General features: G+C 72.4%; 15 protein-coding genes and 3 pseudogenes. 10 read left to right on the top strand and 8 right to left on the bottom strand.

Annotated elements, in window-relative coordinates; genetic code table 11:
- The first annotated feature begins 16 nt into the window (after nucleotides 1-16).
- Complete coding sequence (locus tag ACWC2T_RS10095) at nucleotides 17-1,696, top strand: rhamnogalacturonan lyase B N-terminal domain-containing protein (RefSeq protein WP_450669901.1); 1,680 nt, start codon at nucleotides 17-19, stop codon at nucleotides 1,694-1,696.
- A 7-nt stretch (nucleotides 1,697-1,703) separates the two neighbouring features.
- On the opposite strand, the pseudogene ACWC2T_RS10090 reads toward ACWC2T_RS10095, so the two are convergent.
- From ACWC2T_RS10090 to ACWC2T_RS10080, 3 genes and pseudogenes are all read right to left on the bottom strand, one after another.
- Nucleotides 1,704-1,876: pseudogene (locus ACWC2T_RS10090) on the bottom strand (RICIN domain-containing protein); the annotation flags it as partial.
- Nucleotides 1,831-2,952, bottom strand: coding sequence for a glycoside hydrolase family 43 protein (locus ACWC2T_RS10085; protein ID WP_450669900.1), 1,122 nt, complete (start codon nucleotides 2,950-2,952; stop codon nucleotides 1,831-1,833). The pseudogene ACWC2T_RS10090 and the gene ACWC2T_RS10085, both read right to left, overlap by 46 nt.
- Before the next feature lie 170 nt (nucleotides 2,953-3,122).
- Nucleotides 3,123-3,686, bottom strand: coding sequence for a dihydrofolate reductase family protein (locus ACWC2T_RS10080; RefSeq protein WP_450669899.1), 564 nt, complete (start codon nucleotides 3,684-3,686; stop codon nucleotides 3,123-3,125).
- Between the two features lie 94 nt (nucleotides 3,687-3,780).
- Between ACWC2T_RS10080 and mmuM the strand changes: the two genes are divergently transcribed.
- Together mmuM and ACWC2T_RS10070 are read left to right on the top strand one after the other, a co-directional pair.
- Nucleotides 3,781-4,707 carry a homocysteine S-methyltransferase gene (gene mmuM, locus ACWC2T_RS10075; RefSeq protein ID WP_450669898.1) on the top strand — a complete coding sequence of 309 codons (927 nt, stop codon included), beginning with the start codon at nucleotides 3,781-3,783 and terminating at the stop codon, nucleotides 4,705-4,707.
- 217 nt (nucleotides 4,708-4,924) lie between these two features.
- A pseudogene (locus tag ACWC2T_RS10070) lies at nucleotides 4,925-5,978 on the top strand (LacI family DNA-binding transcriptional regulator).
- Nucleotides 5,979-6,028: 50 nt separating this feature from the next.
- On the opposite strand, the gene ACWC2T_RS10065 reads toward ACWC2T_RS10070, so the two are convergent.
- Together ACWC2T_RS10065 and ACWC2T_RS10060 are read right to left on the bottom strand one after the other, a co-directional pair.
- On the bottom strand, nucleotides 6,029-7,609 hold the full coding sequence (locus ACWC2T_RS10065) for a carboxylesterase/lipase family protein (protein WP_450669897.1): 1,581 nt from the start codon (nucleotides 7,607-7,609) through the stop codon (nucleotides 6,029-6,031).
- Nucleotides 7,610-7,740: 131 nt separating this feature from the next.
- Entirely contained in the window at nucleotides 7,741-8,856 is a 1,116-nt protein-coding gene (locus ACWC2T_RS10060; protein WP_450669896.1) for an alginate lyase family protein, read from the bottom strand.
- A 246-nt stretch (nucleotides 8,857-9,102) separates the two neighbouring features.
- On the opposite strand from ACWC2T_RS10060, the gene ACWC2T_RS10055 reads away from it, so the two are divergent.
- The 5 genes and pseudogenes from ACWC2T_RS10055 to ACWC2T_RS10035 all read left to right on the top strand — a co-directional run bounded on the left by ACWC2T_RS10055 (nucleotide 9,103) and on the right by ACWC2T_RS10035 (nucleotide 13,309).
- On the top strand, nucleotides 9,103-10,116 hold the full coding sequence (locus ACWC2T_RS10055) for a hydroxyacid dehydrogenase (RefSeq protein ID WP_450669895.1): 1,014 nt from the start codon (nucleotides 9,103-9,105) through the stop codon (nucleotides 10,114-10,116).
- A 163-nt stretch (nucleotides 10,117-10,279) separates the two neighbouring features.
- Nucleotides 10,280-11,368: a LacI family DNA-binding transcriptional regulator gene (locus ACWC2T_RS10050; protein WP_450669894.1), complete on the top strand. Its 1,089-nt coding sequence runs from the start codon at nucleotides 10,280-10,282 to the stop codon at nucleotides 11,366-11,368.
- An 86-nt stretch (nucleotides 11,369-11,454) separates the two neighbouring features.
- Nucleotides 11,455-11,919: pseudogene (locus tag ACWC2T_RS10045) on the top strand (LacI family DNA-binding transcriptional regulator); the annotation flags it as partial.
- Nucleotides 11,920-12,091: 172 nt separating this feature from the next.
- Nucleotides 12,092-12,724, top strand: coding sequence for a VOC family protein (locus ACWC2T_RS10040; RefSeq protein ID WP_450669893.1), 633 nt, complete (start codon nucleotides 12,092-12,094; stop codon nucleotides 12,722-12,724).
- Nucleotides 12,725-12,907: 183 nt separating this feature from the next.
- The gene (locus tag ACWC2T_RS10035) at nucleotides 12,908-13,309 is read left to right on the top strand and encodes a VOC family protein (RefSeq protein ID WP_450669892.1); all 402 of its coding nucleotides are present in this window, start codon (nucleotides 12,908-12,910) and stop codon (nucleotides 13,307-13,309) included.
- Here ACWC2T_RS10035 and ACWC2T_RS10030 read toward each other — a convergent pair.
- From ACWC2T_RS10030 to ACWC2T_RS10020, 3 genes are all read right to left on the bottom strand, one after another.
- Nucleotides 13,292-13,981, bottom strand: a complete 690-nt coding sequence (locus tag ACWC2T_RS10030; protein ID WP_450669891.1) for a helix-turn-helix domain-containing protein — start codon at nucleotides 13,979-13,981, stop codon at nucleotides 13,292-13,294. The two genes, ACWC2T_RS10035 and ACWC2T_RS10030, sit on opposite strands and share 18 nt — an antisense overlap.
- Nucleotides 13,954-14,202 carry a hypothetical protein gene (locus ACWC2T_RS10025; protein ID WP_450669890.1) on the bottom strand — a complete coding sequence of 83 codons (249 nt, stop codon included), beginning with the start codon at nucleotides 14,200-14,202 and terminating at the stop codon, nucleotides 13,954-13,956. Before ACWC2T_RS10025 ends, ACWC2T_RS10030 begins: the two co-directional genes overlap by 28 nt.
- Before the next feature lie 656 nt (nucleotides 14,203-14,858).
- Nucleotides 14,859-16,088: a YihY/virulence factor BrkB family protein gene (locus ACWC2T_RS10020; RefSeq protein WP_450669889.1), complete on the bottom strand. Its 1,230-nt coding sequence runs from the start codon at nucleotides 16,086-16,088 to the stop codon at nucleotides 14,859-14,861.
- Nucleotides 16,089-16,243: 155 nt separating this feature from the next.
- Here ACWC2T_RS10020 and ACWC2T_RS10015 point away from each other — a divergent pair, with 155 nt between their 5' ends.
- Together ACWC2T_RS10015 and ACWC2T_RS10010 are read left to right on the top strand one after the other, a co-directional pair.
- Entirely contained in the window at nucleotides 16,244-17,878 is a 1,635-nt protein-coding gene (locus ACWC2T_RS10015; RefSeq protein ID WP_450669888.1) for an acyl-CoA dehydrogenase family protein, read from the top strand.
- Between the two features lie 332 nt (nucleotides 17,879-18,210).
- Nucleotides 18,211-19,512, top strand: coding sequence for a GAF domain-containing protein (locus ACWC2T_RS10010; RefSeq protein WP_450669887.1), 1,302 nt, complete (start codon nucleotides 18,211-18,213; stop codon nucleotides 19,510-19,512).
- Nucleotides 19,513-19,646: the final 134 nt, after the last annotated feature.

The following is a 19,646-nucleotide window of genomic DNA, read 5'->3' as shown; positions in this document are numbered from 1 at the left end:
TTGCGAAGGAGCCCCCATGTCCGGGTCCGGAAGCAGAACGGTCCGCCGCCGCGCCTTCGTCCTCGGCTCCGCCGCCGCCACCGCCTCGGCGGCCCTCGCCGGCCCGCTCGCCGGCTCCGCGGCGGCGGCCGGGTTCGGCTGGAGCGACGACGGCTCCAACTACGTTGTCGACACCGGCGCGAACCTCGTCTTCAAGGTCAGCAAGACCAACGGCGACCTGACGTCGCTGGTGTACAAGAGCACCGAGTACCAGGGCTACGGCGGCAAGAACTCGCACGTCGAGTCCGGCCTCGGGACCTCCACGGTGACCCTGGAGCAGTCCGGTTCGACCATCCTGATCTCCGTCGCGTACGGCACCCTGCGGCACTACTACGCGGCCCGCAGCGGCGAGAACAACATCTACCTGTGGACCGACAAGGCCGACTCCTCGGTCACCGCCACCCGGTACATCGTGCGCGTGAAGGCGGGCCTGTTCCTCAACGACGAGCCGGACTCCTACACGTACACCACCAGCACCGTCGAGGCCTCGGACGTGTTCGCCAAGTCCGACGGGCAGACCCGCTCCAAGCACTACTCGAAGCACCGGGTCATCGACTACGACTACATCGGCTGGACCACCGGCGGCGTCGGGCTGTGGATCGTCCGCAGCAACCACGAGAAGGCCTCCGGCGGCCCCTTCTACCGCTCCCTGCTGCGCCACCAGAGCGCCGACGGCGGCGGCCTGTACGAGATCCTCTACTACGGCGAGAACCAGACCGAGTCCGAGCGGTACGGCCTGCAGGGGCCGTACGTCATCGCCTTCACCGACGGTGGCGCGCCCTCGTCCGCGCTGTACCACGGGATCCTCACCACGCCGTGGGCGGACTCGCTGGGCATCTCGGGGTACGTCCCCGACAGCGGCCGGGGCCGGGTCGCCGGGGTCGGCATCGCGGGACGGGACACGGCACACGCGTACACGGTCGGGCTGGCGAACTCGGCGGCGCAGTACTGGGGTGCGGCCCGGTCCTCGGACGGCTACTTCTCGGTCTCCCGCGTACTGCCGGGTGCATACACGCTGACGGTCTACAAAGGCGAGTTGGCTGTATACAGTACGCAGGTGACCGTGACGGCGGGCACCACGACCACGCTCAACACGATCACCGTCCCGTCCTCCAACGACCCGGCCAACGCGAGCGCGATCTGGCGGATCGGCACCTGGGACGGCACGCCGAGCGGCTTCAAGAACGCCGACCTGATGACGTACGCGCATCCCTTGGACGTACGCGCCGCCTCCTGGACCGGCAACGTGGTGATCGGCAGCGGTTCCGAGACCTCCGCCTTCCCCTGCTACCTGTGGAAGGACGTCAACAGCGGCCTGCTCGTCTACTTCCGGCTCACCGCCGCCCAGGCCGCCGCCGCGCACACCCTGAGGATCGGCGTGACGACCGCGTACGCGAACGGCCGGCCGCAGGTCACCGTCAACGGCACCTGGACCTCGGCGGTCCCCTCCCCACCCACCCAGCCGGGCACCCGGTCCCTCACGGTGGGCTCCTACCGGGGCAACAACCACACGTTCAGCTACAGCGTCCCGGCCAGTGCCTGGCTCACCGACACCAGCAAGTACAACGTGCTGAAGATCGACATAGTGAGCGGTTCGGGGACGACGGGCCATCTCAGCGCGGGCACCGCGATCGACGCCATCGACCTGCTCGCCTGAGGTCGGCTCATGTTCCGCGCGTCCACTGCTGGTTCGCCCCCCCCCGATGCAGGCGTACGTGATGATCGCCGCGGAGTTTGCGGTGGACGCGCCGGACACGTCCAGGCACTCGCCGGTCGTGCGTGCCCTGATGTTCACGTACGAGCCCGAGGTGACCACGGACCACTGCTGCGCGGTGGCCCCGGTACGGTGTCGGCGACCGGGACGCCGAAGTCCGGGGTGCCGTCCGGCTTCCAGCCGAGGCGCTGGATGCGGGTGTGCCGGTTGGGATCGTTCAGGGGGTCTCCGGTGATCTCCTTGTACGGGCGGGCGTGGTAGACGAGGACGTCGTCGCGGCCGTCCTCGGAGACGGTGAAGCAGTTGTGCCCGGGGCCGTACTGGTGGGTGGTGTCATTGCTGGTGAACACCGGGACGGGGGACTTGGACCAGCTGCGGGCGTCCATCAGGTCGCTGTCGGCGTCGGCGGTCAGCAGGCCCACGCAGTAGTGCCAGTCGGTGGCGCTTGCCGAGTAGGTGAGGAAGACCCGGCCGCCCCGCTGGAGGGCGTACGGGCCTTCGTTGACCTTGTAGCCGACGCACTCCCAGTCGTACTCGGGGGTGGAGAGCCGCACCTGGGGGCCGGTCAGGGTCCAGGGGTCGGCCATCTTCGAGATCCACAGCGCGGTGTTGTTGTCCGTGCCGGGCTCGTGCTGCGCCCAGACCAGGTAGCGGGTGCCGCGGTGCTTGAAGGTGGTGGCGTCGAGGGAGAAGGTCTCCCAGGCGGTCCTGATCTGGCCCCGCTCCACCCACGTACCTTGCAGCGGATCGGGGTTGGCGTTCTCCAGCACCCAGATGCGGATCGCCCAGACGTCCTCGGCCGGGGCCGACGCGAAGTAGATGTACCACTTGCCGCCGATGCGGTGGAGTTCGGGTGCCCATATGTGCGCGCTCATCGGGCCGGTGGCGTGGGCCCGCCAGATCACCGACTCGGCCGCTGTGGCGAGGCCGTTCAGGGTGCGCCAGCGGCGCAGGATGATGCGGTCGTACTCGGGGACCGTGGCCGTGAAGTAGTACAGCCCGTCGGTGTGACGGGTGATGTGCGGGTCGGCGCGCTGGAGGATCAGGGGATTCACGTAGCCGGCCGCTTTCCCGGCGTCGGCGGCGGGGGCCGCCGAGGCCGTGCCGGGAACGGTGGCAAGGGCGCCCGCGGCCAGGGCGGCCCCTTTCAGCATCAGTCTGCGGCTGGGGACTTCGGGGAGGTCGTGGTCGCGGCTCATGCCTGCCTCTCGGTGAGCGATTCGAAATATCGGACATCATCTGCTATTCCGAACGCCGAAAAGGTACGGGTGAGCCGGGGTGGGGTCAATGGGTCCGGCGAGAGGAGGGGAAAGCCCTTTCTGCTAGCGGTCGTTCGGTCACCGGTCTCAGGGCTCGGCGGACGAGCCGGCTAGCGCGCCACGCGGTAGCGGAGGTGGACGACCCCCGAGTCGAAGGTGCGGGTCTCGACGAGTTCGAGATCCACCCGGCGCTCGTGCCGGGGGAAGAACGGAATGCCGCCGCCGACCAGAACCGGGTAGACCCTGGCCCGGTACTCGTCGATCAGGTCCGACGCGGCCGCCTCGGCGGCGAGGGTCGCGCCGCCGATCGCGATGTCGCCCTCCCCCGGCTCGGCGCGCCACCGCTCGATCTCCTCCGCCAGGCCGCCGGAGGCCAGGCGGGCATGGCCCTGCACCGCCGACAGCGTGGTGGAGAACACCACCTTCGGAAGCGGCTTCCAGAGCGCGGCCCACTCGAGCATGGAGGCGTCGAGCGACGGATCCTGGTCGGCGGTCTCCCAGTACAGCATCGTCTCGTACAGCCGTCGTCCCAGCAGGTGGACGCCGACCTGTCGGATCTCGTCGATCCAGGAGCGAAAAACCTCCTCGTCGGGCGCCGTCCAGTCGAAGGTGCCGTCCGGCCCGACGATGTAGCCGTCCAGTGAGACGCCCATCGAATAGGTCACGCTGCGCATGAGAAGCCCTCCTCGGTAACGGGTTCGACCGTACGACCGCCGGACGCCCGAGGACTCATCGCGGGGCGCCGTCCGCGTCGACTAGCGTCGTGGCATGACCAGCAACACCTCCCCCAGCCTCGCAGACGCCCTCGCCGCCGGGACGGTCGTGCTCGACGGCGGCATGTCCAACCAGCTGGAGTCGGCCGGGCACGACCTCAGCGACGAGCTGTGGTCGGCGCGGCTGCTGGCCGAGCGGCCGGAAGCGGTGACGCAGGCGCATCTCGCCTACTTCCGGGCGGGCGCGGACGTGGCCATCACCGCCAGCTACCAGGCCACCTTCGAGGGTTTCGCACGGCGCGGCATCGGCCACGGCGACGCCGCGCGGCTGCTCGCGCTGAGCGTGGACCTCGCACGTGAGGCCGCCCGGCAGGCCGAGGCCGCGGGCGTGGAGCGGCCGTTGTGGGTCGCGGCCTCGGTGGGGCCGTACGGCGCGATGCTGGCGGACGGCTCCGAGTACCGGGGCCGGTACGGGCTGAGCGTGGACGACCTGGAGCGCTTCCACCGGCCGCGGATGGAGGTGCTGGCCGCCGCCGCGCCGGACGTCCTCGCGCTGGAGACGGTGCCGGACGCCGACGAAGGCGCCGCGCTGCTCGGGGCGGTACGCGGGCTGGGGGTGCCGGCGTGGCTGTCGTACACGGTCGACGGTCGGCACACGCGGGCCGGACAGCCGCTGGAGAAAGCCTTCGCCCTGGCCGCCGACGCGGACGAGGTGATCGCGGTCGGCGTGAACTGCTGTGCGCCGCAGGACGTGGAACCCGCGGTGGAGATCGCGACGCGGGTCACCGGCAAGCCGGTCGTGGTCTATCCCAACAGCGGCGAGTCCTGGGACGCCGAGGCGCGCGCCTGGAGGGGGCGGACGAGGTTCGGCGCCGATCAGGTGAAGACGTGGCGGGACGCGGGGGCGAAGCTGATCGGGGGGTGCTGCCGGGTGGGGCCGGAGGCGATCGCGTCGATCAGGCAGGCGTTGGGCACGGCCTGAGCGGCACCCCGTCGCCCCCGAGCCTGTCGCGGCGCGGCAGGCCCACGTCCGGGCACGCGAGGCACGCGGGGCACGCACGGCATGCGGGGCATGCCGGGCATGCGCGACAGCCGTGCATCGGCACTGGCCCACGCCCGCTGCCGGGGGCTAGCCTCCCGCATGGGAAACCGGTTGCTGTCATGTTGCCGCAGTTCCCGACGGTGCGGAGGGGCTGGGGATGACGAGGAAGAGCGAGGCCGCCGGGCGGAGCACGATCCGGGATGTCGCGGCGCGGGCCGGGGTGTCCGCGTCGACGGTGTCCCGGGTGCTGGGCGGGGTGTATCCGGTGAGCACGGCGACGCGGTCCCGGGTGATGCGAGCCGTCCGGGAGATGGACCACGTCGCCGACGCACGCGCCAAGGCCGTCGCCGGGGTCGGTACGCCGACCCTGGCGTTCGTGCTGGAGGACATCACGGGGCCGTCGTTCGCGCACATGGCGCGGGGGGTGGATCGGGAGGCCGCGCGGCTCGGGCACCTGTGCCTGGTGTGCAGCACGGACGGTGACCTGCGGCAGGAACTGGACTTCATCGAGACGATGCGCGCCCAGCGGGCGGCGGCGGTGATCCTGGTCGGCGGTGCGGCGGACACGCCCGAGTACCGGGAGCGCACGCGCCGGATCGCCGACTCGCTGGCCTCGGCCGGTTCCCGGCTGGTGCTGTGCGGGCGGCCGCCGCTCGGTCCGGGCGCGCCGGTGACGGTGATCGAGTACGAAAACGAGGGCGGGGCCTACGCGCTGGTGGTGCACGTCCTCGCCCAGGGCCACCGACGGGTGCTGTTCCTCGGCGGCAAGCCGGACCACACCACGGCACAGGGCCGCGAGCGCGGTTACCTGGGTGCGCATCGCGCCCGCGGCCTGGAACCCGACCCCGACCTGCTGCTGCACGGCGACTTCACCCGCGACTCCGGGCACCGGCTGATGCGCCGGGCGCTGGAGCGCGGGCTGGACTTCACTGCCGTGGTGGCCGCGACCGACATGGTCGCCGCGGGCGCTCTGACCGCGTTGCACGAAGCCGGTCGCGACGTGCCGGGGGCGTGTCGCTGGCCGGGTACGACGACATGCCGTTCGCCCGCGACCTGCGTCCGGCGCTGACGACCGTGCACGTCCCCTACGAGGAGCTGGGCCGGCTCGCGGTGCGCACCGCCCTGGGCCACTCCGCGGACCCCCCGGCGAGCATCTGCTGCTGGGCACGCACGTGGTGGTGCGGGATTCAGCGGCGGCCGTCGGCGGGTGAGGCGGGGGCGGACCGGCGACCGGCGACCGGCGACCGGCGACGGTATGCAATCACCGGCGCCGGGCTCCCACCGACCTCCGCAGGCGCCGTACCGCCGCCGCCCACTCCGCTCCCGGCGCCCGGATGTCCGAGGCGGGGGCGGGTTCGGGGACGGTGGTGGCGGTCGACCAGAGGGCGATTTCGGCATCCCGTGGACCGTATGCGATATGAGGTTCACCGTCGGCGAAGATCCGCACCGGATGGGACGCGTCCCAGCCCTGCCAGCCGGGATCCCCTGTCGTCGCGAAGCGGACCCAGGCCGTGTGCATCGCGTCGGCCAGTTCCTGCGGGGCGCCCTCACCCGCCAGCTTCTTCGACTCGGGCAGGTCACCGGAGTCGAAGACGAACCCGAGTTCGAGGGCGTGGCAGGCGCCGAGGTCCGGAAGACGGGACGGCCAGGCGAACTCGTACAGGTAGGACGTGCCGGGGCGGGCGTCGGCGAGGCGGTGCAGCGGGCGGCGCAGCAGGTGGTCGGTGACCATCTGGCCGACGATCTCGGCGGTGCCGGCGTCGGGGCGCAGGGCGCGGTAGCCGCGGGGCACCTCGTGTCCGGCGCGGCAGCGGGCCATGGCCCCGGCGAGGGCGACGGGGCCGAGCCGGTCGACGCGTTCCAGCAGTCCGCCGGGTACCAGCCACAGCCGGTACTCGTCGCGGGTCCAGCCCATCAGGAGGTCGACGCCCTGGGCGGCGTCGCCGTCGATCAGGGCCTGGAGCGGGTCGCGGGGGACGAGGTCGCCGTCCACGACGATGCCGAACGCGGGTCCGCCCAGGACCGGGCTGCTGAGCCGGCCGACCTCGGCCTGGGTGCGCAGCAGCAGGTCGCGGTCGACGGCGGCGAAGGCCTCGGCGGTGGCGGGGATCTTCAGCCGGGTGGCCATGCGGCGCACCATCCGCCGTACCTTGTCCCGTTCGGACGCCTCCGGTGGGCCGCTCTGCAGCACCGCGCGCCGGATCAGGCCCCGGGTCGCGGGTGCGGCGAGCAGCGCGCCGGCGCTGATGGCGCCGGCCGACTGGCCGCACAGGGTGACCCGGTCCGGGTCGCCGCCGAAGGCGCCGATCGCCTCGTGCACCCAGTGCAGGGCGGCGAGCTGGTCGCGCAGACCGGGGTTGGGGGTCGCGTCGGGGAACAGTCCGAAGCCCTCGACGCCCAGCCGGTAGTTGACGGAGACGAAGACGACGCCGTCCCGGGCGAAGGCGGCGCCGTCATAGACGGGCACGGCGGAGGATCCCCTGGTCAGGGCGCCGCCGTGGAGCCAGACGAGGACCGGGAGGCGGGCGCCCTGGCCCGGCTGCGGGGTCCATACGTTGAGGTTGAGGCAGTCGTCGCCGGGGATCTCGGGGTCGGACAGGTACTGGGCGAACGCCTCGGAGTACGGCGGTTTCGGCGCGGTGGGCCCGAAGGCGCCGGCGTCGCGGACCCCGTCCCAGGGCTCGGGCGGCTCGGGCGGGCGGAACCGCCGGGGGCCGAAGGGCGGGGCGGCGTAGGGGATGCCCCGGAACACCGCGACGCCCTGCTCGTACCGCCCGCGTACGGCCCCGTACGGCGTCCCGACCTCGGGTCTGACCTCGGGGTTCGCCTGGTCTGCCGTCATCGCCCACCAGCCCTTCGCCGCGCACCTGTGCACCGTGCACCATCAGAGCACCACAAGAGCGTCCGGTATTCCGGCGTACGGGCGCGCGGGAGGGCCGTTCGGGCTACCTCGGCACGATGGGTAACCGGTTGCTACTTGGCGTACATCAGGGTGCCGAAGCCGAGCTGGTCGTAGCCGCCGCTGGTGGAGCCGTAGTCACCGCCGCCGCCCTCGGGGGCGACGAGGTTGTAGTACATGGCCGAGATGTACTTGTCGTCCAGGTACAGACGGCGGTTGTAGTGGAAGTGGAGCATCGCCCACACGGGGCAGACCTGTCCGCGGGAGCCGGAGCCGATCACCGTCTGCGACTGCTGGGTGCAGGTCTGGCCGCTACCCCAGGTGTAGGTGGTGTAGGGGACGTTCTGGCCGATGTTGTACTTCGCGACGTACTGGGCGGCCTTCATGAACCTCCGGCTGTCGTAGGAGTACAGGTCGTCGCCCTGGTTCCAGGCCATCTCGCAGAGGGCGCCCATCTGGCCCATGCCCATGACGGTGTGTCCCTGGTCGCGGCCCGACTCCTGCCACTGGCCGAGGGCGTAGCCGTCCACGTCGGTGTACAGGTACGGCACCGCGTGCTCGATGGAGCCGTTTCCGGCACCGGACGTGAAGTACGTGACGGCCTGGTCGTAGTTGGCGGCGTCGTCGGTGAGGATCCCGATGGCCATGACCGAGGCCATGTTGCACAGGTCCCAGTTGGCCCAGTAGTTGGTGATGCAGGCGCCGTTGTGGTGGGTCAGGAAGCTGTTGTTGAGCGGGTAGGAGACGTCGACCATCATCTCCTGGAACGCCGCGAGGTCGAACCCGGCGTAGCCCCGCATGAGTTCGGCGGCCTGGCAGAACTCCCAGCCGTAGATGCAGGCGGCGAGGAACCGGTCGGCGTCGCCGGTGATGGCGGTCAGCGTGGACGACCACGCGTTGAGGATCTTGACGGCGGTGTCGCCGTTGGCGGCCGTACCGCCCACCACCCAGCGCAGCGCGTTCTGGTAGGCGGCGGCGATGTCGTTGTACAGGATGGCGTAGTTCTCGCCGGTGCCGCCGCGGACGATCGTGGCCTGTGGGTTGGGGGTCCAGGTGGACGAGGAGTGGGAGTTGGCGGGGCGCAGGCGCGCACCTCGGCCCCTGAGCTGCCGGACCCACCGAGCCCACCGGTCCGCCGTCCCGAAAGCCCAGAAACCGATTTCGAAACGGGGGTGAGGCCGAGTCGACAACCACGCCTGAACGGGAACCACTCCTCGGTGATCCACGATCCCGTTCTCCGGCACCACGTCTACGTATGCGCCGGAATATACGCCGGAAGCGCGAGTGAGACACCCGTGAGTACCGCTTCCCGCCCGTACCGATTGACCTCGACTTCCCAGCAGACATACGGTAGAAGGCGCTTTCTGAAACTGTTTCCGTCCCAGCATTCAGGTACCAGCTCCACCCCCTGTTTCCGCTTCCCTCCCAGGAGAGCCATGCCCAGCCCTCAACCGCCGCGGGCCCTGTTCGCGATGGATCCGGTACACCTGCCGCTGCTCTTCCCCCCGCCGCTCATGGCCCGGTTGCGGCGGACGGCCGACATCGACACGGAGCTCGTCGTACGGGACTTCACCGATCCCGCGATGGCCGGCACCCTGGCCACGGCCGAGGTGCTGATCACCGGCTGGGGCTGTCCGCACCTGGACGCCGGCGTCCTGACCACGGTCCCGAAGCTGCGGGCCGTCCTGCACGCTGCGGGCTCGGTCCGCTCCCTGGTCGGCGAGGCCCTGTGGCAACACGGGGTCACCGTGTCCAGCGCGGTCACCGGCAACGCCCTGCCGGTGGCGGAGTACACGCTCGCGATGATCCTGCTGGTCGGCAAGGACGCCTTCGACCACCGCGAGCGCTACCGCCGCACCCATGACCGGCCGAACCCCGCCGAGACCGCGGGCACCGGGAACCTCGGCCGCCGCGTCGGGGTCGTCGGCGCCTCCCGCGTGGGCCGCCGGCTCATGGAACTGCTGCGGCCCTTCGACCTGACGGTCCTGCTGCACGACCCCTACGTGAGCCCCGCCGACGCCGCCGCCCTGGGGGCCGAACTGCTGCCGCTGGAGGAGTTGTTGCGGCGCAGCGACATCGTCAGCCTGCACGCCCCCGACATCCCCGAGACCCACCACATGCTCGACCGGTCCCGGCTCGCCCTCATCCGGGACGGGGGCGTGCTGATCAACACCGCGCGCGGTGCGCTGGTCGACCACGAGGCGCTGACCGAGGAACTGGTCTCGGGACGTCTGCGCGCGGTCCTCGACGTCACCGAGCCCGAGCCGCTGCCCGCCGGTTCCCCGCTGTACCGGCTGCCCAACGTCTTCCTCACCCCGCACATCGCGGGCTCGCTCGGCAACGAGCTGGAACGCCTGGGCACGATCGTCGTGGCGGAGCTGGAGCGGCTGGCCGCGGGCCTCACGCCACTGCACGAGGTGCGACACGCGGACCTGCCCCGGGTCGCCTGATGCCCCCGGCAGCACGGCTGTCCACAGGCCCGCCGGCCCGGTGCGAGGACGGTTGTCCACAGGCCCGACGGCCCGGAGTAACGATGGGATACGGTTTCCGCACCGGCGCGGGCGGGACCCGTGCAGGTGGGAGACGCGCCCCGACGTCGAAGGAGCCGCAACGGTGAGCCGGCGCAAGGCGCCCAGTGAGGCCGGCCGGGCGACGATCCGCGACGTGGCGGAGCGCGCCGGTGTCTCGGTGGCGAGCGTCTCGCGGGTGCTGTCGGGCAACTACCCGGTCTCGGACGAGCTGCGCCGACGGGTGATGAAGGTCGTCCGGGACCTGGACTACGTCACCAACGCCCACGCCCGCTCGCTGGCCGGGGGTGGCACTCCGACGGTGGCGATCCTGATCAACAACATCACCGGCGCCGCGTTCGCCCACGTCGCCAGGGGAGTTGAGGGCGCCGCCGCGCTGCGCGGCTGGCTGTCGCTGGTCGGCACGACCGGCGACGACCCGGAGCGGGAGCTCGCGCTGGTCAACCTCATGCGGCAGCAGGGCGTGGCCGCCGTGGTACTGCTCGGCGGCGCGTACGACTACGACGAGTACCAGCTGCGCATGGCCCGCTTCGCCCGTTCCCTGGACGCGGCCGGATCCCATCTCGTCCTGGTGGGCAGGCCACCCCTGGAGGGCGACGTCCCGGCCACGACGGTCGACTACGACAACGAGGGCGGCGCCTACGCCATGGCCAGCCATCTTCTGTCGGCCGGCCACCGGCGTGTCCTCGTGCTGCCCGGACCGGCCGAACTCACCACGGCCCAGGGCCGGTTGAGGGGCGCGCAGCGGGCCTTCGAGGCGTATGGCGTGCCGTTCGACCCGGGTCTGGTGCGGCACGGCCCGTACGACGACGCGCACGGATACGACGCGGTCGAGGCCGCCCTGCACGAGACGCCGGACTTCACCGCCGTGCTCGCCGGGACCGACGTGGTGGCCGCCGGTGCCATGCAGGCCCTGCGCGCGGCCGGTCTGCGGGTGCCGGAGGACGTCTCGATCGTGGGCTACGACGACATCCCCCTCGCCTCACAGCTGACACCCCAACTGACCACCGTGCACGTGCCGTACGAGGAAATGGGCCGGGTGGCGCTGCGCGCGGTGGCCGACCGGCGCGAGGGCGGCGCGGGCCGCCGGAAGGGCGCCGACGGCGAGCACCTGGTGCTGGGCACCCATGTCGTCGTACGCAACTCGGTGCAGCCGCCGAGGGTGCAGGGGTAGCCGACCGCGCCGGCCGAAGCGGGGCCGCAAGGGTTACGTAAACGGTTACCCAGCCTTCACGGCGCCCTGAGGGGTTCGCAGGTCACCCTGCGAACCCCGGCAGCAGCGCTCGGGTGGCCGGTTACCGCTCCGCGGTCGCCTCGGCCGGGCTGCGGTACCGCACCGAGTACGTGCGGCACGGCGGCTTCGACGAGACCGCCGCCCGGCGGTGCATGCACGGGCTGCTGGACCTGCCCGAGCCGTCGACCGCGGTGTTCGTCTGCTCCGACCGGATGGCACGGGGTGTGTACGAAGCGCTCACGGAACGGGGGTTGAGGGTCCCGGACGAGATGAGCGTCGTGGGCTTCGACGATCTGCCGGAGGCCCGCTGGGCGGCCCCGGCGCTGACCACGGTGCGCCAGCCGCTCGGCGAGATGGCGGCGACCGCGCTCCGGCTGCTGGTGCGGATGATGCGGGGCGAGCGCCCGGAGGGCACGCGCACCGAGTTGTCGACCCGGCTGGTGGCGCGGGCGAGCACGGCCGCGCCGCCCGGGGAGCGGCCCTCTGCGTGATGCACCGGACGCGTGCTGGAGCTTCGTGCCCGGAAAACGCATTCGCGCGGGATACCGTCACCCCCCTGCCTCGGGACGCGACGGCGACGGCCGGGAACCTCCCGCACGGGGTACCCGGCCCGCGTCGTCAACGGGTTGAAGCTCGGGGCCGGCGACCGTAGCCTCGCCGGGCATGAACGCCGTTCCCCCGTTCCTGGACCATCTCGTCCTCGCCACGCCGGATCTGGCGACGACGGTCGCCGACTTCGCACGGCGGACCGGGGTGACACCCGTGCCCGGCGGTGCGCATCCCGGACTCGGCACGCGCAACCATCTGGTGGGGCTGGGCGGCCGCAGCTATCTGGAGATCATCGGCCCCGACCCCGAGCAGCCCGAGCCCTGCGGTCCGCGGCCGTTCGGGGTCGACCGGCTGACCCGGCCGCGCACGCTGACCTGGGCGATCAGCCCGCCCGATCTGGACGCGGCGATCACGGCGGCACGTGCGCGGGGCTACGACCCGGGACCTGCGCACCCGATGAGCCGACGCACCCCTGACGGCACCGTGCTGCGGTGGCGGCTGACCGACGGCGGCCATGCGCATCCCTCCGGTCTGGTCCCCTTTCTGATCGACTGGGGCGACTCCCGCCACCCCGCGGCCTCCGGCCTGCCTCTCACCCCGCTGCTGGAGGTCTCCGCCACGGTGCCCGACCCGGAGGAGCTGCGCGGCCCGCTCGCGGCCCTGGACACCGGCCTGCCCCTCACCGCGGGACCGGCCGCGCTGTCCTTCACCGTGGACACGCCGAACGGGCCGGTGACCTTCGGCTGAGGCGCGACGCGGGGGCGCGGGAAAGCGGGGCGCGGGAAAGCGGGGCGCGGGGGCATGTCAAGGCGGGCCGCGCGCAGTTGATCTGTGGCGCCGTGTTTCCGTGCCCCTATCCGATGCAGGCCCTCCGGGGAGGGTGTCCGATTCCTTCAAGACCGCCGGCGACCGCCCGCCTACGGTGACGGCATGACTCCACGATTCGCTCTGATCGGCGCGGTGACGTCCGACATGGCCGCCGCGCTCGCCTTCTACCGTCGCCTCGGACTTGTCTTCCCCGAGGGCTCCGAGGAGCAGCCGCACGTCGATACCGAGGTGCCCGGCGGGCTGATCTTCGCGCTCGACACCGAGGAGACCGTCCGCTCCTTCCACCCCGGCTGGCAGCCGCCCACGGGCGGTGGCCGCGTCGGACTGGCCTTCCGCTGCGACTCCCCGGCCGAGGTCGATGCCCTGTACGAGGACCTGGTGAGCGCCGGGTATCACGGGGTGCTGAAGCCGTGGGACGCGTTCTGGGGCCAGCGGTACGCCACCGTGCACGATCCCGACGGCAACGGCGTCGACCTGTTCGCCCCGCTACCCGCCGCCCAGTAGCCGCCCGAGCGTCATGCCCGTCAACTCCCGTACCTCGCGGGAGAGGTGGGGCTGGTCCGCGTACCCGGAACGGACGGCCGTCTCCGCGTACGGCGTCCCGGAGCGGGCCAGCGCCAGGGCCCGTCGCAGGCGCAGGATGCGGGCCAGGGTCTTGGGGCCGTAGCCGAACGCGTCGAGGCAGCGGCGGTGCAACGTGCGGGTGCCGATGCCCAGTTCGGCGGCCGTGGCGGACACCGGGCGGCCCTCGTCCAGCCGCTCCACCAGCCGGTGCAGGAGCGGATCGGGCGCCGTGGTCCACGCCGCCCGATCCAGGGCGATGCTCTCCAGTGCCGTCGCCGGGTCGGGCGCGGCCTCGACACTCTCACGCAGCCGCCGGACCCGGGCGGCCGGCCAGAGGTCGGCCAACTCGACGCGCAGATCGCGCAGTTCGTGCGCGGGCACGCCGAGCAGGGCGGGAGCGGTACCGGGGAAGAAACGGACGCCGGCCCAGGCACGGGGCGGGCCCCCGGGGACGTACGGGCGGGTGTCGGGGCCCGCGACCAGCAGCCGGCCCTCGCTCCACAGCAGGTCCATGCAGCCGTCGGGCAGCACCGGCCGCCCGCCACCGGCCCCGTCCGGGGTGTTCGTCCACACGACCGCGCCGGTCAGCCGGGACGCACGCTCCCTGTACACGGGAGCCAGCCTACGTCGCCGACGACGCCGGGCCCCACTCCCCCGGTCGGCCCGACCGCGATCAGGTACGGACGGAAGCGGCGGGCGTGGGCGGCGGTGGCCCCGCCCGTCAGGACGACCAGGAGCAGCGAGAGGACCCGGGCGAGCAGCGGCACGATGTCCGTGGGCAGGGTGGCGGCGGCCAGTGTGCCGAGGCCGCCGTCGAGCAGTTGCCGGCCCAACTGGAAGGCCAGGACGCGCAGTGCCCGGCGGAACTCGGCGGGTCCCGCCCTATGCCGACCCGTGCGCCGGCCGCAGGGCCTCCGTGCAGCCGCCGGCCGAGCTGCAAGGCCAGCGGCCTGCCGGTGAAGCCGGTTCCGAGTATCCAGCCGCCGACCACGAGGGACAGTGCGGCGTCCTTGAACAGCAGAAGGCGGGTGGCACGCCGCTGAGCAGCAGCGCGGGGTCCTGGCCCACGCCGAGTCCGCGGGCGGCGTAGTAGACGAGGAGCGGCAGGAGGACGCCGACGGCGATCGTCAGCAGCGGGCCGTGGGCCGTGCCGGCTGCCCTCTCCCGTACGTCCGCAACATGTGCCGCGTGTGCCACGTCTGCCGCGTCCACCGTGTCCTCCGCCTCCTCTCCCGGCGTGTCGCCTCCGCGGCCGGACGGCGCGGGCCTATGGGAAAACGCCAGGTCCGAGGCGGTGCCGGGTGGATCGGAGCACGGGTGGAGCGCCGGGTGGAAAGGGGGTGGAAAGCAGCGTCACTCACCGGGTGGAGACACCTGGCGGCGGAGCGGGAGGCCGGCGTGCCGGACGGTGTCGCTGCCGGGCTGCGGTGCGCGACCGGCCGGGCTCGGGCTACCAGCGACCAGCGACCAGCGGCCAAGCCCCACCAGGTCACCCCTGCGGCCGCCCCGTGCCCCCGTCGCCGTTGGCCTCGTGCGGATGCCGTTCGCCGGTCTGGTGCGGCTGCCGGCCGTTGTGCTCGTTCGGGTCCCGGCCGTTGGTCTTGTGGGTGTGGTGGGTGTGCTTGGCGTGGGTGCGCAGGCGGGCCGTGACGTCCTCCGGGGGCAGGAAACGGGACCAGCGTTCGGGGAACTCGGAGGGCATGTCGGGGTCGTCGGGGTCGGCTTCGCGGGCCGCCGCGGCCCGGGCGACGTACTCGGCGACCTGGGCCTCGCGCATCCGTTCGTTCGCGGCGCGGGCGGCGGCCGTGGCGGCGGCGGGCCAGACCCGGTCGATGGCGGCGTTCACGGCGGCCCCGACGAGCACGGCGAAGGCCGACACGCCGATCCACAGAAGCACGGCGACGGAGGCGGCGAGAGAGCCGTAGATCGTGGCGCCCTCGATGGTGTGCACGAGATAGATGCGCAGCAGGAAGCTGCCGAGGACCCACATGGCCAGGGCGACGAGCGCGCCGGGGACGTCCTCGATCCACGGGGAGCGGACCGGCACGGACACGTGGTAGAGGGTCGTCAGGAAGGCGATGGACAGGACGATGACGACCGGCCAGTACAGGACCTGCACGCCCGTCTCCGACCAGGGCAGCACCCGCACCACCGCGTCGGGGCCCGCCACCATCAGCGGCAGGGCCACCGAGCCGATCAGCAGCGCCACGATGAACAGCAGGAAGGACATCATCCGCGTCTTCACGATGCCCCGGACGCCGTCGAGGCCGTACATGACGGTGATGGTGTCGATGAAGACGTTCACCGCGCGCGATCCCGACCACAGGGCGAAGACGAAGCCGAGGGAGATGACGTCGGGCCGGCCCTTCATCACGTCGTGCAGGATCGGCTCGGTGATCTCCTTCACCCCCTTGTCGGACAGGACCGTCCGGGAGGCGTCGAGGATGTTGGTCTCCAGGCTGCTGATGGTGTGGGCGCCGGTCCAGGTGTCGACGTAGGCGAGCAGACCGATGAGGCAGAGCAGCAGCGGGGGCACCGACAGCAGCGTGAAGAACGCCGCCTCGGCCGCCAGGCCCAGGATGCGGTACTCCATGCAGGAGTTGACGGTGTCCTTGAGCAGCAGCCAGGCCGTCCTGCGCTTGGAGACGTTCCGGTAGAGGGCTCGGGCCCGGTGGAGGCGACCGGCGGGTTGCTCGGGGGGTTCACTTGCTGGCTGCACGGCTCAAAGGTATCCGCAGCACGGGACCGCCCTCACCTTCCGGGGCAGGTGGGCGCATCCGGTTTCCGGGCAGGTGGGCGCATCCGGAGCGCCCGGCGGGGCCGCTGTGCCACTCTGGAGGCCATCAGCGCCGCCGTCCCGGGTAGGTTCGCATCATGGCAGGCACCTCCACCCACACCGTGACGAACCAGCCGCCGCCCCTGGTCGGCTACGACGTCTTCGCCGCCGACCGGGCCCTCGTGGCGGCCGTCGAGCGGTACACCGGTCCGGACGTGCTCGACGAGGTGCGGTCGGAGCTGTCCGCGCTGGGCCGCGCCGCGGGTTCGGCGCAGCTGCAGGAGTGGGCGGTGCAGGCGAACGAGAACCCGCCCCGGCTGCGCACCCACGACCGGTACGGCCACCGGATCGACGAGGTCGACTTCCACCCGGCCTGGCACCGGCTGCTCGGCAAGGGTGTCTCGGCGGGTCTGACCGGCGCCTGGACCCGGCCGTCCGGGCACGTCCGCCGGGCGGCCGGCTTCGTGGTCTGGACGCAGGTGGAGGCGGGCACCTGCTGCCCGCTGTCGATGACCCACGCGGCGGTGCCGGCGCTGCGGACCGACCCCGCGCTCGCCGCCGAGTGGGAGCCGCGGCTGACGTCCACGGTCTACGACCGTCAGCTGCGGCCCGCCGGACACAAGCCCGGGGCGCTCTTCGGTATGGGCATGACCGAGAAGCAGGGCGGCAGCGACGTCCGCGCGAACACCACCGAGGCCCGGCCGCTCGCGGAGGCGGGCGCGTACGAGCTGACCGGGCACAAGTGGTTCTGCTCGGCTCCGATGTCGGACGCCTTCCTGGTGCTGGCGCAGGCCCCGGAGGGCCTCACCTGTTTCCTGGTGCCGCGGGTCCTGCCCGACGGTTCCCGCAACGTCTTCCTCCTCCAGCGGCTGAAGGACAAGCTCGGCAACCGGTCCAACGCCTCCGCCGAGGTGGAGTTCGCCGGCACCTGGGCGCGCCGGGTCGGTGAGGCGGGGCGCGGGGTGCGGACGATCATCGAGATGGTCGCGGCGACCCGGCTGGACTGCGCGCTGGGCTCGGCGGGCCTGATGCGGCAGGCGGTGGCGCAGGCCGTGCACCACTGCGCGCACCGGGAGGCGTTCGGCGGGAAGCTGATCGACAAGCCGCTGATGCGGAACGTCCTCGCGGACCTCGCGCTGGAGTCGGAGGCGGCGACCGCGCTCACGCTCAGGCTGGCGGCCGCCTGCGACGACGGCGGCGAACAGGAGCGCGCGTTTCTGCGGCTGGCGGTGCCGGCCGCCAAGTTCTGGATCACCAAGCGCTGTGCGCCCGTTGCCGTCGAGGCCGCGGAGTGTCTGGGCGGAAACGGCTACGTCGAGGAGTCGGGCCTGCCCCGGCTGGTACGGGAGTCGCCGCTGAACTCGGTCTGGGAGGGCGCCGGAAACGTTCAGGCACTGGACGTGCTCCGGGCGCTGCAGCGCGAGCCGGGCGCACTCGACGCCTGCCTGACCGAGATCGGCCGGGCCCACAGCGCCGACCACCGGCTCGACCGCGCCGTGAAGGACCTGTTCACCGAACTCGCCGACCTGGACGCCGTCGAGGGCCGCGCACGGCGGATCGCGGAGCGCCTCGCGCTGGTGCTCCAGGGCTCACTCCTGGTCCGGCACGCCCCGCCGGAGGTGGCCGACGCCTTCTGCGCGTCCCGCCTGGGCGGCGACCACGGAGCGTCGTTCGGCACCCTGCCGACGGGCCTGGACCTGGCGTCGATCGTCGAACGAGCACACCCGGAATAACGAGCACACCCGGGTTCGTGAAAGCGCATACCGCCCTGAACACACGGCGGAATCCGCCGGACACCCGGCAGGGGTGGTGCTGCGCCGACACGGCACCACCCCCACCACCTGGGCCAGTTGAAGCCCGCGGACGCGAAGCCGCGTCGGGGTCAAGTCTCGGCCACCCTGCGGCCGACCACCAGGGTTGCAAGGGGTTGCAACTTGTTGGTGCATGTGCGCGGAGTGTGTGCCTCCGGCCTGCCCGAGCGGCAGTATGAGAGGTGCAGCCGGGCCGGAAACCGCCGCCCGGACGGCTTGACAAGTATGTTCGACGCCCTTCCGGGAGGCCCCCCGTGGTGAACCCGCCGATCAACGTGGCACGTCTGGCCGCCGTGGACGCGCCGCAGGCGGCGCGGCTGCTGAGCGAGGTGCGCGACGCCACCCTCGCCGGTCAGCGTACGAGGATCGCACCCCGGCCGGTGATCGAGCAGTCCTGGGGACGGATGCTGCGCAGCGGTGTCGATCCCGACCACGACTTCAGATCCGGGCTGCTGTCCTCGGACGAAGTGCGGCGCCGGCGCGAGGAGTCACCGCTCAGGCACGTCCTGCCGGTGCTGCGCCAGGGTCTGCTTTCGGTCGCCGATGTCGCCCAGCACATCATGGTCGTCGCGGACGCCGACGGGCGGGTGCTGTGGCGGGAGGGGGCCGCGCCGGTGCTGCGCAAGGCGGACGGCCTGGGCTTCGAACTCGGCGCGGACTGGCGGGAAGACGTCGTCGGCACCAACGGCGTGGGCACCCCGGCGGTCGTACGGCGGCCCGTGCAGGTCTTCGCCGCCGAGCACTTCGTCCGCTCGCACGCCTCCTGGACCTGTACCGGCGCGCCGATCACCGATCCCCGGGACGGCCGGCTGATCGGTGTGGTGGACGTCAGCGGCCCGCTGGAGACCATGCATCCGGCGACGCTCGCCTGGGTGGAGTCGGTGGCCAAGCTGGCCGAGGCGCGGCTGCGGGAGCTGCACCTGGAGTCGCTGGAGCGGCTGCGGTCGGTCGCGGCGCCCGTGCTGGCCCGGCTGGCGGGGCGGGCGCTGGTGGTGGACCGGGACGGCTGGTCGGCGGCGGTGTCCGGGATGCCGTACGTACGGCGCATCGCGCTGCCCAAGTCGCTGGCGCCGGGCCGCCGGTGGCTGCCGTCGCTGGGTTCGTGCGCGGTGGAGCCGCTGGCCGGGGGCTGGTTGCTGCGGGCGGCCGAGGAACCGGTCGGCACGGACACGCGGATCGTGCTGGATCTGGCCAGGCCGGGACGCAGTACGCTGACGGTGTCCGGTTCGGCGGGTTCCTGGTCGCGTGAACTCAGTCTGCGGCATGCCGAGTTGCTGTATCTGCTCACCGCGCACCGGGCCGGCCGCGGGGCGGCGGCGCTGGCCGAGGATCTGTTCGGGGACCCCTCACGCACGGTGACGGTGCGGGCGGAGATGTCCCGGATCCGGCGGTACTGCGGGGAGCTCCTGCAGCATCGGCCGTATCGTTTTCGCGAGGACGCGCAGATCGAGGCGCTCCTCCCCGACGACCCCCGTGACCTGCTGCCTTCCTCGACGGCGCCGGCGATCACGCAGAGCCGGACGGTCGCGCGGTGCGGGGGGCGCGCGGAACCGTGAGCGTGTCTTCCGCATATTTGCGGGGTCTTCGCCCTGCGCGGGCCGTTGCTGCCGTAGCATCCCCTGAGGGCCTCCCCAGCCGCTTCTCGCGTCAACGTACGGATCATCAGGCGCAGTTGGCCGGCCACCGGCCG

This window comes from Streptomyces sp. NPDC001393, assembly GCF_053597455.1.
This window is presented reverse-complemented; position numbering and strand designations above follow the sequence as displayed.

Coding starts and splice junctions, on each gene's coding strand:
- ACWC2T_RS10015 (WP_450669888.1), top strand. CDS start 16,244: ATGGCAGGCACCTCCACCCACACCGTGACGAACCAGCCGCCGCCCCTG.
- ACWC2T_RS10080 (WP_450669899.1), bottom strand. CDS start 3,686: ATGCGCAGCGTGACCTATTCGATGGGCGTCTCACTGGACGGCTACATC.
- ACWC2T_RS10055 (WP_450669895.1), top strand. CDS start 9,103: ATGCCCAGCCCTCAACCGCCGCGGGCCCTGTTCGCGATGGATCCGGTA.
- ACWC2T_RS10095 (WP_450669901.1), top strand. CDS start 17: ATGTCCGGGTCCGGAAGCAGAACGGTCCGCCGCCGCGCCTTCGTCCTC.
- mmuM (WP_450669898.1), top strand. CDS start 3,781: ATGACCAGCAACACCTCCCCCAGCCTCGCAGACGCCCTCGCCGCCGGG.
- ACWC2T_RS10085 (WP_450669900.1), bottom strand. CDS start 2,952: ATGAGCCGCGACCACGACCTCCCCGAAGTCCCCAGCCGCAGACTGATG.
- ACWC2T_RS10035 (WP_450669892.1), top strand. CDS start 12,908: ATGACTCCACGATTCGCTCTGATCGGCGCGGTGACGTCCGACATGGCC.
- ACWC2T_RS10040 (WP_450669893.1), top strand. CDS start 12,092: ATGAACGCCGTTCCCCCGTTCCTGGACCATCTCGTCCTCGCCACGCCG.
- ACWC2T_RS10065 (WP_450669897.1), bottom strand. CDS start 7,609: ATGACGGCAGACCAGGCGAACCCCGAGGTCAGACCCGAGGTCGGGACG.